13 protein-coding genes are annotated in these 13493 nt (G+C 57.5%); 9 read left to right on the forward strand and 4 right to left on the reverse strand.

The annotated features are described in order from the left end of the window. Positions 1 to 57 precede the first annotated feature (57 nt). The 4 genes from RSK20926_RS14095 to RSK20926_RS14110 all read right to left on the reverse strand — a co-directional run bounded on the left by RSK20926_RS14095 (position 58) and on the right by RSK20926_RS14110 (position 4430). Positions 58 to 537: a DUF6505 family protein gene (locus RSK20926_RS14095; RefSeq protein ID WP_008207695.1), complete on the reverse strand. Its 480-nt coding sequence runs from the start codon at positions 535 to 537 to the stop codon at positions 58 to 60. After that, on the reverse strand, positions 537 to 1244 hold the full coding sequence (locus RSK20926_RS14100) for a biotin/lipoate--protein ligase family protein (protein WP_008207696.1): 708 nt from the start codon (positions 1242 to 1244) through the stop codon (positions 537 to 539). Before RSK20926_RS14100 ends, RSK20926_RS14095 begins: the two co-directional genes overlap by 1 nt. Further along, complete coding sequence (gene apbC / locus RSK20926_RS14105) at positions 1241 to 2305, reverse strand: iron-sulfur cluster carrier protein ApbC (RefSeq protein ID WP_008207697.1); 1065 nt, start codon at positions 2303 to 2305, stop codon at positions 1241 to 1243. Before apbC ends, RSK20926_RS14100 begins: the two co-directional genes overlap by 4 nt. 163 nt (positions 2306 to 2468) lie before the next feature. Next, positions 2469 to 4430: a 4Fe-4S binding protein gene (locus tag RSK20926_RS14110; protein WP_008207698.1), complete on the reverse strand. Its 1962-nt coding sequence runs from the start codon at positions 4428 to 4430 to the stop codon at positions 2469 to 2471. A 326-nt stretch (positions 4431 to 4756) separates the two neighbouring features. Here RSK20926_RS14110 and RSK20926_RS14115 point away from each other — a divergent pair, with 326 nt between their 5' ends. The 9 genes from RSK20926_RS14115 (at position 4757) to RSK20926_RS14150 (ending at position 13443) form a co-directional block, all read left to right on the forward strand. Then, entirely contained in the window at positions 4757 to 5353 is a 597-nt protein-coding gene (locus RSK20926_RS14115; RefSeq protein WP_008207700.1) for a DUF3305 domain-containing protein, read from the forward strand. After that, a complete protein-coding gene (locus RSK20926_RS14120; RefSeq protein WP_008207701.1) occupies positions 5350 to 6015 on the forward strand; it encodes a DUF3306 domain-containing protein in 666 nt (221 codons plus the stop codon). The genes RSK20926_RS14115 and RSK20926_RS14120 overlap by 4 nt, the downstream gene beginning before the upstream one ends. Before the next feature lie 14 nt (positions 6016 to 6029). After that, positions 6030 to 6641 carry a TorD/DmsD family molecular chaperone gene (locus RSK20926_RS14125; protein ID WP_008207702.1) on the forward strand — a complete coding sequence of 204 codons (612 nt, stop codon included), beginning with the start codon at positions 6030 to 6032 and terminating at the stop codon, positions 6639 to 6641. Between the two features lie 85 nt (positions 6642 to 6726). Further along, on the forward strand, positions 6727 to 6915 hold the full coding sequence (locus tag RSK20926_RS14130) for a hypothetical protein (protein WP_008207704.1): 189 nt from the start codon (positions 6727 to 6729) through the stop codon (positions 6913 to 6915). 117 nt (positions 6916 to 7032) lie between these two features. Then, positions 7033 to 9927, forward strand: a complete 2895-nt coding sequence (locus tag RSK20926_RS14135) for a formate dehydrogenase subunit alpha (protein ID WP_008207706.1) — start codon at positions 7033 to 7035, stop codon at positions 9925 to 9927. A gap of 13 nt (positions 9928 to 9940) precedes the next feature. After that, positions 9941 to 10534, forward strand: coding sequence for a formate dehydrogenase FDH3 subunit beta (gene fdh3B / locus RSK20926_RS14140; RefSeq protein WP_008207707.1), 594 nt, complete (start codon positions 9941 to 9943; stop codon positions 10532 to 10534). A gap of 110 nt (positions 10535 to 10644) precedes the next feature. Beyond that, positions 10645 to 11871, forward strand: a complete 1227-nt coding sequence (locus RSK20926_RS14145; RefSeq protein WP_008207709.1) for a formate dehydrogenase subunit gamma — start codon at positions 10645 to 10647, stop codon at positions 11869 to 11871. A gap of 58 nt (positions 11872 to 11929) precedes the next feature. Next, the gene (locus tag RSK20926_RS23360) at positions 11930 to 12055 is read left to right on the forward strand and encodes a hypothetical protein (RefSeq protein ID WP_008207711.1); all 126 of its coding nucleotides are present in this window, start codon (positions 11930 to 11932) and stop codon (positions 12053 to 12055) included. After that, a complete protein-coding gene (locus tag RSK20926_RS14150; protein WP_008207712.1) occupies positions 12052 to 13443 on the forward strand; it encodes a sigma-54-dependent transcriptional regulator in 1392 nt (463 codons plus the stop codon). The genes RSK20926_RS23360 and RSK20926_RS14150 overlap by 4 nt, the downstream gene beginning before the upstream one ends. Positions 13444 to 13493 lie beyond the last annotated feature (50 nt).

The following is a 13493-nucleotide window of genomic DNA, read 5'->3' on the forward strand; positions in this document are numbered from 1 at the left end:
AACTGGAGAGGATCCCGTCAGGGATCCATCGACAGGCGGGAGCGCTTGCGTTTTCTATCAGCCTTCAGGTGTGGCATGGATCGCAAACTGTTCCAGCCCGGCAGGGGCCGCATCAATTTTGCGATAGCTCTCGCGCACTCCGGTTTCGCTCAACTCGCGCGCAACAGTCAGCAGTGTGTTGGTGTCATGGTCGGCACAGATCTCTGCCATCTGCCGAAGTTCTTCTTTGGCGACAGGGCGTGCCGCTTCCAGATTCGGAGCGCCATAGGCTTCAACAAAATGCTGCGCCAAACGATCACAGAGCGCATCATACTCGGCGGTTTCGATTTGTGTCACCGCAACAAAAGTTACGCGCCCTGCGGTTTCCAGCCCGAGCCAACCATTGGCAAAGGCCTGACGCGGTTTGCCAGTCAGGTCCGCTTCGATCCAATTGGAAAACTCAAAGCCTCCGGAAATGCACCACTCACCGGTTCGGGCAGGGCTGGAATAGACGTTTTGATCGCTCTCGTCGAAATGAATAGCACGCGCAAGCTGCATTAAAATCTCTCCAGAACAGAGCTCAAGGGGATCAGATGAGTTGTCTCCCCGTCCCGCAACAGCATGTTAAAATTCTCGTCCAGGCCCAGGAAGCTTCCCTCTATCCCCTGACGTGTCACCGGTTCCCCAACCCCATGCATCAATCCACGCCATTCCCGGTGCAACGGTGCATTGCCTGCTTCTTCCCAGCGGGCAATCCAATGCAGGGTATGGCGGGCCCAGCTTTCGAGAAGGTCCGGGGCGGAGACTCCAGCGCATCCTTCAGCGTAAAGTGCGGTTTCCCCAGGGTTTTGCCCCCCATCTTCCTGTTCAGGCCACAGGGGAAGGTCAAATCCGATGACCAGCCAGTCCGGGGCCGCAGTGGGATCTTCAGAACTGGCAGCGGCCCGCAACAGGCCACAAGAGGCCCCATTGACCCGGATCTTTCCATCCCATTCGAGGTGCATGGCCACCTCGGGAGGGGCGAGCGCCCCCAGGGCGTTCTGAAAGCCGATGCCACAGGCGGGCAACATCGCCATAGCGCGTTCCAAAGGGACTTCCGGAGCAAAGACCAGGGCGGCCCGCAGCCGGTCTGCGGCCAAATTGTAGACGATCAACCCCGCGTCACAGCCCAAGACCGCCCGCTGGCAGGCGACCTCAAAGGGGTCAGCCTGCCCTGATACAGCATCTCCCGACATAAGGGGCGGAAAGGCAGGCTGCTCACTCATGCGGCACCCCGCTCTACCAGGCCAGCGGCAATATCGAGAAAGGCCTTGGCTTGGGCACTGTCTGGCTTGCTGGTCACAATCGGTGCGCCGCCATCGGCGGCCATGCGGACGTCCAGATGCAGTGGGATCTCTGCCAGCAGCGGCACATTGAGTTTTTCCGCCTCCGCTGCCACGCCGCCATGGCCAAAGACATGTTCTTCGTGGCCGCAGTTGGAGCAAATATGCGTCGACATGTTTTCGATCATGCCCAGAATCGGGACGTTGAGTTTGTTGAACATATCGATCCCTTTGCGGGCATCGATCAAAGCGACGTCCTGCGGTGTCGAAACCACAATGGCGCCGTCTACCTGAGCCTTTTGTGCAAGGGTCATCTGCACGTCGCCTGTTCCTGGCGGCAGGTCTACGATCAGTACATCAAGGGCGCCCCATTGCACCTGCATCATCATTTGTTGCAGCGCGCCCATCAGCATCGGCCCACGCCAGACCACCGCCTGATCTTCATTGGTCATCAGGCCGATCGACATCATGGTGACGCCATGATTGCGCAGCGGCAGAATGGTTTTGCCATCCGGGCTGGCAGGGCGGCCAGAAACCCCCAACATGCGCGGCTGCGAGGGGCCGTAGACATCCGCATCCAGTAAGCCGACGCGGCGGCCCTGCATGGCCAGGGCGCAGGCTAGATTGGCAGAAACAGTGGATTTCCCGACTCCGCCTTTGCCTGAAGCTACAGCGATGATCCGATCAACACCTGGAATTTTCTGCGCACCCTGAGGTTCCGCCGGTTTCTTAGGTTTCAAATCCGGCGGCGCCTTTGCTGAATGGCCCGTCAGCATGACAGAGGTCTTCTCAACACCGGTCAGATTTTGAATTGCGGCCTCGGCGGCATCGCGGACTGGAGAATACACCTCTGCCTTTGCTGGATCGATTTCGAGCACAAACAGCACAGAGCCATTTTCGACTGTCAGGCCACGGACAATACCTGCGGCAACGATATCCTGACCACTGACGGGGTCGGAAATGGATTTGAGCGTCTCAAGGACGGTTTCACGGCTGATGGACACGCGCGGTTTGCTCCTTTGATCGTCCCGCCTTTGGGGGCGTAATTGCGAAGATTTGCACCTGACGGATCTCTGGCGATCTTCTTTCTAGAGGTTCTCTACCCGATTGAGGCTGGGGTTGCATCCGCCAAGTGCAGCGCAACAAAGGCCGGGGGTGCAGGCCTTACTACTGTTTGCGCTGGGGCTTTAGATAGTCTTCGGTCGTACGCACAGCGGGTCGGGGGGCGCCGGCCAGAGGGCTGTTTTCCTGATGAAACTGTGCCTGCACCCGACAATCGTCGCACATCTTGATCATCCTGGCCGCAGGACCATCCGCGAACATGGCATGCTTGCCAGCGAGCTTTTCGCTGATCTTTTCGATCGCTGATTTCACCCCAAAAAGGGCACCGCATTCGATACAGGCAAATGGCTCTTCCTCGTGCAGCACCTTTTGCGAGAGCGCATCAGACCCAAGGTTCAGGCGTGGCTCCAGTTTGATTGCCTGTTCCGGGCAGAGGTTGGCGCAGATGCCGCATTGCAGGCAGGCATCTTCCTGAAACCGCAGTTGCGGCAGGTCCGGATTGTCGCCCAAAGCACCTGAAGGGCACAGAGAGGCGCAAGACAAACAGAGCGTGCAGCTCTCCGTATCGATGAGGACTGCCCCATAGGGCGCACCCTGAGGGAGCGGGAGTTGTTGATCTGCACCCTGCAGCGCCAGAGCGGCTTGCCGCGTGACCTGGCGTCTGCTGCCTCTGGGTCTGACGGGAGAAGTAATCGCAGCATCCGCTGCATTGCGAGCTGCCTCGTTGTAAAGCGCTTCGCAGAGGGCGGCAGGATCTTCCAGGTCCAAAATAACCGCTTTTCCATCTCCCGCAATCGCTTCTGCCAGCGCAAGCTCCCCTTCAAGGACATGCCGATCGGCCTTGGGGTCCAAAAGCAGGGAGACATGGGAAAAACCAGCGGCCAAAGCGGTCAGCATCTCAGCATGCCCAAAGGTGCCAAGGGCTTCGACCTCAAGGGGGACCACATCAACGGGCAGTCCCCGATCATAGCGGGCCGCGAATTGAACCATCTCACTCCCGCGCGCTGTGGTAACCAGGAGACGAGGGTTCACGCCCCCTGCCGAAAGATAGGCTTGAGCCAGGGTTTGAACGCGCAGAAACAGTGCTGATGCTGGAGGCGCATCATATGTGATGGCACCTGATGGGCACAAAGAAGCGCAGGCGCCACAGCCTGCACAGATCATTGGGTCAATTGTGACGTGATCTCCTTTGGGAGAAATGGCAGATGTCGGGCAGTGATCCAGGCACTTGCTGCAGCCAGCTTGACTGGCGCGCGAATGAGCGCAAAGGACCGGATCATTCTTCAGGTAGAGGGTTTTTTCAAAGACACCCACCAGCTGGGCAGCCTCAAAGACAGCTTCCTCCACCGAGGCCTGATGCCTAGGGTCTGCCCGAAAGTATCCGTCGCGTTTTTCCGGAGCGGGAAAAAGGGAATTGCCGCCGCTGAGGTCCAGGATGATATCACATTCCGAAGCGCCCCCTTGTTGCGGAGACGACCACCGCCATTCGCGCCCCGAGGTCACCAGCGTCTCCAATGATCCAAAGGAAAGGGTAAACCCGCCGATGGCACCTTTGGCTCGCAGCAGGTTGCCGCGCACAGCGTCATAATCGCGGCTCATTGGGGGTTCACAACCGGGGTCCAGCAAAACTGTGACAGCGAGTATGTCTTTCAGCCGCTCGGCCGCAGACAATGCAACCTCATGAGGTCCAAAGATCAGACAGGTTCCTTCGGAAATGACATCCAGAGTCTTGGCGGCAGGAACTTCCAGCATTGCTTCTGCGGTGAGGGCGGACATTTTGGGTAGTGAATTTCCCGTATCACGTGTCCATCCGGCCCTGTCCCGCAGGTCCAGGAGCGGGACCGGGGGAACCTCCATTTCTGCGGCCAAAGCCTCAAAAAGATTTTTTTCCTGCGTGCAGCAAATCACGGCGCCAACGTCGGAAAGGGCGGTGGTTAGCTGTTCGATTTCCTGACCGCAGAGCTCACTATGGAGTTTGCTGCAAGGATGCCCGCTCGCCTTTGATAGGGCCTCTGGATCGATGGTTTGTGTTCCGGAACAATCACACAAAATCAATTTATTAGCCATATCTTCCCCGTTTGGTCTGGCGCAGGAAATCCACCGGGAAATCCCTTTGCTGGTGCGATAAACTAGGCATGATTCTGGGGCTAGGTAAACCTCTCCCCCTCTCTTCAGGGGGCTTGAGACAGGTCGATATCCCCTAGTGATTCGCCTGAAAGAGATCACCGCTTTTATCCGAGTATTTCTGTCAAAATAGACAAAACGTCCGTCGAGTCCTGCCGTGGGAAATTCTGCGACCCAATTTGTCCCGCAACTGCAGATTTTAGGAAACTTCCGCAAATCGGCCTTTCAAGGAGGGATTCCCTTGCGGCAGTCTGTTTGTAGAAAACGACATGCAGCATGCAGATTGGCACGACAGGGTGGACGAGGTACTATCAAAAACAGAGGTGATGCCGGTGGGCATTGTCCTGCGCCGAGCGCCGGGGGTGACACGGTGGGCGCAGTGGAGCTGGACCGTGTCGTCGATCCTGCCTGCGGCAGCGCAGGCGTCCTGGCAATTGCTACGCAGAGAAGGAGAGGTTGCAGAGTTCCACGCCGCGACCTTGCCTCTGGAACTGCATCGCAGTGAAGCCGAGGCCTATCGTCAGGGCCTGACAGCTGAACCACCCTGCCTTTACGTTGTGCTTCGGGAAAGTGCCGAAGAAGCAGCGCCTTTTGAAGTCACCCTAGTTACGGCCTCCCCCTTTGAAGCGCAGGACTATGCCGACAGCGGCGAAGAGCTGGTGGAGAAGGTCGCAATGCCCGAGGGGCTTGTGGCTTGGGTACGTGACTTCACGCTGGGCCACTATCAGGAAGAGCATTTTAAGAAACGTCGCCGCGATAAAAAGGACATAGGCCTTCGCGAAGATGGCATTGGTGACCCTCGGATCGTTCAGCAAAGCGATGTCTACCGTTCTCCGGCGCTGACACGCAAAGGCAGGTTGCAATGAGCGCGCAGGATTTCTGGACGCGCCGTCGCGCCGCTGTCGAAGCGGAACAGGTGGCAGAGACCAAGGCCCTGGTCGAGGCGGAGGCACAGTTCCGTCAAGAAGCGCTCGAAGAGCTGAGTGATGAGGAACTGCTGGAGCAATTCGACTTGCCGCGCCCCGAAAGCCTGGTCGCAGGTGATGATTTCCGGGTGTTCTTACAGGAGCAAGTTCCAAATCGGTTACGCCAGCGCGCGTTGCGCCATCTGTGGCGGGTCAATCCGGTTCTGGCCAATGTGGATGGCTTGGTCGATTATGGCGAGGATTTCACCGATGCCTCCACTGTAGTTGAGGGGTTGCAGACAGCCTATCAGGTTGGACGCGGCATGACCCAACATGTGGAAGAGCTGGCGCGGCAGGAAGAGCTTGCAGCTCAGCCCGAAACGCTGGTGGAGGATAGGCAGCGCGAAGAGACAGATGATGTTGCTCTCTGCGATTTGCCTCAGACCGAAGCCGATACGCGCGTGTCTGAGCCTGCGCTGGAAGATGTGCGCACTGACTTGCCATCCCCCCAGCCTGCGGCAGCACAACATGAATCCTCACAGACGGAAAGCACATTGGCTGAGGCTCCTCCGCCGGTCCCGCGGCGGATGCGGTTCCGTTTTGATGAAATCCAGAAGTCCTAAAGGAGGAACGCAATATGACAGCACTGGTAGAACCCGTTGCAAGCGTTTCAGAGGAAGATCGTCTGAGGGCGGATCTCTACAATTTTCTGGGTCTTTTCCTTTCAGCAGCTCCGGATGAGATGCTGTTGGGACAGACTTCGGCGTTGAGTGGGGATGAGAGCGAGTTGGGGCAGGCGGTGAATGCCTTGGCCAAACTCGCGCGACTGACCAAGCCTGCGGGCGCGGAACGAGAGTTCAACGCGCTTTTTATCGGTCTGGGGCGAGGTGAGTTGCTTCCCTACGCCAGCTATTACCTCACAGGATTTTTGAATGAAAAACCTTTGGCCCTGTTGCGGCAGGACATGGCCGCACAGGGGCTAAGCCGAGCGCCAAACGCATATGAGCCTGAAGACAATATCGCATCCCTGATGGAGATGATGGGTGCCTTGATTGTTGGGCGGTTTGGCACCCCTGCGGATCTTGGGCAGCAAAAGACCTTTTTTAACCGTCACATCGGTCCCTGGGCCGGACATTTCTTTGCGGACCTCGAAGGGGCCAAATCATCCGTCCTTTATGCGGCAGCGGGAACGCTGGGCCGGGTCTTTATGGAAATCGAAGCCGAGGGGTTTCGTCTGAGCGCGGAGTGATCCGCAAAAGGGCCGTCGCTGCAATGCGTGGCCATAACCCGTGCAACTGGAGCCCGGAGGAAACACGCCGGGGGGAGGAGTTCACATGAGCGGAAAAGACGAAGGCGGCAAGAACCGCCGGGATTTTCTGAAACTGGCAGCAACGGCGGCGCCTTTGACGGCCGCAGCAGTGGTGAGTGGAGGCCGTGCAGAGGCGGCTGAACCAGATCTCGCTTCTGACAAGATGCAAGATACCGCGCATACCCGCGCCTATTACGAGAGCACTCGGTTCTAAGAGCCGCGCGCATATCCCTTTCATACCCGCCCGCAACCGGTAGCGAATGGCCCATCTGTGTGGCGGATTTTCTTTCACCCAGCCTGTCCCTGAATGGGGCTAGCAAGGGAGGTTTACATGCTTAGGAAAAAGACCAACGGGGTTGCGAGACGCCCCCAGCGGACCGGCATCCTGAATACAGCGGCGGGCACTTCCGTCGATCGACGCGCGTTTCTGCGCGGCTCTGGTCTAGCCATTGGTGGCTTGGCGGCAATCAGCGCCACCGGAGGTGCGGTAACACAGGCCAATGCAGCCGGCGCTGCGGCTGGCGCTGTCGAAAGCGTCAAGTCCATCTGCACCCATTGTTCTGTTGGCTGCACCGTTGTCGCCGAGGTGCAGGATGGTGTCTGGACCGGCCAAGAACCCGGTTGGGACAGTCCGTTCAACCTTGGAGCTCATTGTGCCAAAGGGGCCTCGGTTCGTGAGCACGCCCATGGCGAACGCCGCCTGAAATACCCGATGAAGAAAGAAGGAGGAGAGTGGAAGCGCATCTCCTGGGATCAGGCGATTGACGAAATCGGCGGTGGCATGATGCAGATCCGCGATGAAAGCGGACCTGATAGCGTTTATTGGCTGGGCTCAGCCAAGCACAACAACGAACAGGCCTATCTGTTCCGCAAATTTGCTGCCTACTGGGGCACCAATAACGTGGACCACCAGGCGCGGATTTGTCATTCCACCACTGTGGCGGGTGTAGCCAATACATGGGGTTACGGCGCCATGACCAATAGCTACAACGACATCCACAACTCCAAAGCCATTTTCATCATCGGCGGCAACCCGGCCGAGGCGCATCCGGTGTCTCTGTTGCATGTGTTGAAGGCCAAGGAGCAGAACAATGCTCCGCTCATCGTTTGTGACCCGCGCTTTACCCGCACGGCGGCCCACGCGGATGAATATGTCCGCTTCCGTCCCGGCACCGATGTGGCGCTGGTCTGGGGCCTGCTCTGGCATATCTTTGAAAACGGCTGGGAAGATAAAGAGTTCATCCGCACCCGTGTCTGGGGCATGGAGCAAATCCGTGACGAAGTGGCGAAATGGACACCTGACGAGGTGGAGCGTGTCACCGGAACACCCGGAAGCCAGCTGCGCCGTGTGGCCCGGACCCTGGCCAACAACCGCCCTGGCACCGTGATCTGGTGCATGGGGGGAACTCAGCACACCACGGGCAATAACAATACTCGAGCCTACTGCATCCTTCAGCTTGCGCTGGGCAATATGGGCACCTCCGGTGGTGGTACCAATATCTTCCGGGGCCATGACAATGTGCAGGGGGCGACCGACCTTGGCGTTCTGTCTCATACCCTGCCGGGCTACTATGGCCTGTCAAAGGGGGCCTGGGGCCATTGGGCCCGTGTTTGGGGGGAAGAGCCTGAATGGCTGGCTGGTCAATTCGACAAGATCACCGGGGCTGACGGCAAGGAAAAGAGCCTGCAGAACCTCAAAGGTATTCCGGTCAGTCGCTGGATCGACGGCATCCTCGAAGATGCAGGCAACATGGATCAGCCTAACAATGTGCGAGCCATGGTCCTCTGGGGACATGCGCCCAACTCGCAGACTCGGATGACGGAAATGAAAACCGCGATGGAGAAACTGGATATGCTGGTCGTGATTGACCCCTATCCAACGGTTTCTTCGGTTCTTCATGATCGCACTGACGGGGTCTATCTGCTGCCTGCCTGTACTCAGTTTGAAACGCGTGGCTCCGTCACCGCATCGAACCGATCACTGCAATGGCGCGACCGCATCGTTGAACCCCTGTTCGAAAGCCTGCCGGATGAGGTCATCATGGCCAAATTCGCCAATAAGTTTGGCTGGGCAGATCGCTTGTTCCGTAATATCGAGATGGAAGATGCTGAAACGCCAAATGTGGAGAGCATCACCCGCGAGTTGAACAAGGGTCTTTGGACCATTGGTTATACTGGTCAAAGCCCGGAGCGGCTGAAACTGCATATGGCCAACCAGCATACCTTTGACCGCACCACGTTGCGCGCCAATGGTGGCCCGGCGGATGGCGATTATTATGGTTTGCCTTGGCCTTGCTGGGGCACCCCGGAGATGAAGCACCCAGGCACGCCCAACCTCTATGATATGTCCAAGCCGGTTTCAGAAGGTGGCTTGACCTTCCGCGCCCGCTTCGGAGTTGAGCGGGATGGCGATAACCTATTGGCAGAAGGGGTTTATTCCGCAGGGTCTGAGATCCAGGATGGCTATCCTGAGTTCACCATGCAGATGCTTATGGACCTTGGCTGGGATGGTGATCTGACCGAGGAGGAACGTGCCTCAATCGAGGCTGTGGCCGGTCCAAAGACCAATTGGAAGACCGATCTCTCCGGTGGCATCCAGCGGGTGGCGATCAAGCATGAATGCGCACCCTTCGGCAATGCCAAAGCGCGGGCGGTGGTCTGGACCTTCCCGGATCCAGTACCGATCCACCGTGAACCGCTTTACACCAACCGCCGCGATCTGGTGGAGGACTACCCGACCTATGAGGACCGGCATGATTACCGCCTGCCAACCCTCTATGCCTCGATTCAGAAAAAGGATGTCTCCAAGGATTATCCGATCATCCTCACCTCTGGGCGACTGGTTGAATATGAGGGCGGTGGCGAAGAGACCCGCTCCAACCCATGGTTGGCAGAGCTGCAGCAAGACATGTTTGTCGAGATCAACACCCGCGATGCAAATGATCTGGGTGTGCGTGATGGCGAACAGGTCTGGGTCGAGGGGCCAGAGGGCGGCAAGGTCAAAGTCATGGCCATGGTCACCGAGCGCGTGGGAGCTGGCGTTGCCTTTATGCCCTTCCACTTTGGTGGCCACTTCCAGGGCAAGGACCTGCGGGACAAATACCCCGAAGGGGCCGACCCCTATGTTCTGGGCGAAAGCGCCAATGTGGCTTTCACCTATGGCTATGACAGCGTGACTCAAATGCAAGAGAGCAAATGTACGCTCTGCAAAATCAGTGCAGCATAAGGAGTAAAGAGAAATGGCAAGAGCAAAATTCCTCTGCGACGCCGAACGCTGCATTGAATGCAACGCCTGCGTTACTGCTTGTAAGAACGAGCATGAGGTCCCCTGGGGCATCAACCGTCGCCGTGTTGTCACCATCAACGATGGCAAACCGGGAGAGCGTTCGATCTCAGTCGCCTGCATGCATTGTTCTGATGCGCCCTGCATGGCGGTCTGCCCGGTCGACTGTTTCTATCAAAATGAAGAGGGTGTGGTCCTCCACTCCAAGGATCTCTGCATTGGTTGCGGCTACTGTTTCTACGCCTGTCCCTTTGGCGCGCCTCAGTTCCCGCAGGCGGGCAATTTTGGTAGCCGTGGCAAAATGGACAAATGTACCTTCTGCGCCGGTGGCCCGGAGGAGAATAACTCCAATGCGGAATTCTCCAAATATGGCCGCAACCGGATTGCAGAGGGCAAACTGCCCATCTGTGCGGAAATGTGCTCAACCAAAGCACTCTTGGCTGGTGATGGCGACATGGTTTCTGCGGTCTACCGCGAACGTGTCGTTGCGCGTGGCTTTGGCTCGGGTGCCTGGGGCTGGGGAACAGCCTATGATCAGAAAGGTGGCTGACCCGCATGGGGCGTGAGCCCCGATGGTTCAGCACTCAGGGGCGGCACAGATTTGCTCTGCGCCGCCCCGAACTCAACAATTCACGCGCGATCTGAAGAGGAGGCCGGTCCATGCCACGCCTTGCGCTTTCATTGTTCCTTTTTCTGCTTTGCTCCATGGTCCTGCCGTCTATCAGCTCGGCACAGGATCAGGGCATGGCGACAGGTGCCCTGACATCTGACCGCAGTCACACCGGAGGGGCACAAACACTTGAAGACATCCTCGCGCGTCAACGAGGTCTGGCCATTGATGACAGCTTTCGCGCGGGCAATACCGGCAACCCAGAGGGGGCTGCAGCACTGAATGCGCAGCTGGGAACCCTGGGCGGGGTTTCTGATCCGGAACTGTGGCGTGCTCTTAGATATGGATCGGCTGATATGCGGGCCTCCGCAGGAGGAGAGACCGCAGCGGTTCTGGTACAGGACGGCGGAATGCGCTGGCTAGACTTTCGCGCAGGCCCCCTGCGCCAATATGGCGGCGGGTTGCTGCTGGCAACACTGGGAGTGCTGGCGCTGTTCTTCCTGCTGCGTGGACGGATCATGATCGATGGTGAGAAATCCGGGCAAACAGTGACCCGTTTCAAGGCGATTGAACGCTTTGGTCATTGGTTGCTTGCGGGCTCCTTTATCGTGCTGGGTGTGACCGGCATATTGACCCTGTTTGGTCGTGTGATGATTGCACCTTACCTGGGCAAAAGCACCAATGCCTGGCTTTTGGTTTGGGGGAAGTGGCTGCATAACTCTGTTGCTTGGGCCTTTATTCTTGGGCTGGTGATGATTTTTGCCATGTGGGTTGTTCACAACGTTCCCAACCGCAGTGATCTTGTCTGGCTCCGGCAGTTTGGCGGGATCATTGGCAAGGCGCATCCACCGGCAAAAAAATTTAACGCGGGCCAAAAGATGATCTTTTGGTCGGTGGTCTTGTTTGGCAGCTCGATTTCCCTCACCGGGATCTCTCTACTTTTCCCCTTTGAAATGCCGCTTTTTGCTGCCAGTTTTGACGCGTTGAATGCCACCGGGTTGCCCCAGATGCTGGGCTATGGCGCTCTGCCTGTTGAGTTGGCCCCGCAAGAAGAGATGCAGTTGGCGCAGGCCTGGCACGCGATCCTTGCCTTTGTCCTCATGGCGATCATCCTAGCGCATATCTACATCGGCTCCTTGGGAATGGAGGGGGCCTATGATGCGATGGGTTCCGGCGAAGTGGATGAGGCCTGGGCGCGTCAGCACCACTCGATCTGGCTCGAGGAGCTGAAAACACCTCCGCAGGGGGAGACCAAAGCCCAGACCCCGGCGGAATAGGTTTTGTCGTTTTTTGAAGGCTGGGGTTGCAGTTATAGGCAAAAGGGAGACATATGAAATGAAAGCAATGATTTCTGGGCTACTGGCGACAGCCGTGATTGCTGTTCTCGCCGACCTGACCCTGGAAAATGCGGGATATGGAAGCGACGAGATCTTTGCCAGCGAGGCGGTTCGGCTGAAATGACACTGACCGCGATCAGGAACGAGAGGCAGGGGAGCATGGTGGCCGCCGCTGCAACCAGCGATGAATATGGTGAGAACCTGGCAGGGGCATCAATTCTGGTGATTGATGATGAGCCGGGTATGCGCAATTTCCTGACCAAAATTCTGGCACCAAGATGCAAAAGGGTGGAGCAGGCGGCTTCCGCTGCAGAGGCTTCCGCAATTTTGGACCAATCCCATTTCGATCTGATTATTCTGGACAATATCATGCCGGGAAAGACTGGTCTGGAATGGGTAAAAGAACAGCGTCGGGTGGGGCTCTTTGCTGATACCATCTTGGTCACGGCCTATGCTGATCTTGAGACTGCCATTCTGGCCCTACGTACGGGGGTTGCGGATTTTGTGCTAAAACCCTTCCGGGCAAATCAAATTCTGAATTCTGTCGCCCGGGCCCTTGATCGCAAGTATCTGCGCCGCGAGAATTATTTGCTGAAACACGAACTGTCTGCCGAGGGGCGCCTTGCACGTGGGCGGTTACTGGGGAAATCCCCCTCGATCTGCCAGGCACGCGAGATGCTGACACGGCTTGCGCCACTTCCCACTCCTGTTCTTTTCACTGGGGCCAGTGGAACAGGTAAGGAAATTGCGGCCCGGACCCTCCATTCCCAGTCGGACCGGGCGGATAAGCCTTTTGTCGCGGTGAACTGTGCCGCGATCTCGCCGGACCGTATTGCCGAAGAGCTCTTTGGGAGAATTGATGCGCAGAACCGGCGTCAGGATGGTCTGTTCCTGCACGCCGATGGCGGCACCCTGTTTCTGGATGAAGTGGCGCAGATGCCTGAGCAGGTGCAGGCGGCCCTACTTCGGGTGTTGGAAGATCAACGTGTACGGCCGATTGGAGCGGAGCGTGAAATCCCGCTGAACCTGCGCGTTCTCTTTGCGACCAATGCCAATCTGGAAGAGGCTGTGGCAGAGGGACGTTTTCGCGCGGATCTCTACCATCGTATCAATGTGGTTGAAATCCAGATGCCTCCGCTGCGGGAGCGCATCGAGGATATTGTTGAACTGGCCTCTCTCTTTATGGAGCAGTTTTCGACCTCCCTTGGAATGCCAGCCTTGGCCTTGAATGAAGAAACGCTTCTGAAGTTTTCTCGCTATGATTGGCCCGGAAATGTGCGCGAGCTGCGCAATTTGATTGAGCGATCTGTGATCCTGGGAGAGTTCCCAGATGAGTTCTCTGGCGAGGGGCAGGTGACCGGGATTGCCGCCGTGGAATCGCTGGATCTGGTGACCCAACGCCATATTATGCATGTCTTGGATGATTGTGGTGGCAACCGTGCGGAAGCCGCCCGTCGCCTGGGTGTGTCGCGTAAGACCATTGACCGAAAATGCGCTGGTTGGGGGCTCTGAGGCTTCTGGCAAAGCTGTGAAGCTGAAATGGTTTCCCAAACAAAGAGCGT

Source organism: Roseobacter sp. SK209-2-6 (assembly GCF_000169455.1).
Classification (GTDB): domain Bacteria; phylum Pseudomonadota; class Alphaproteobacteria; order Rhodobacterales; family Rhodobacteraceae; genus Pseudophaeobacter.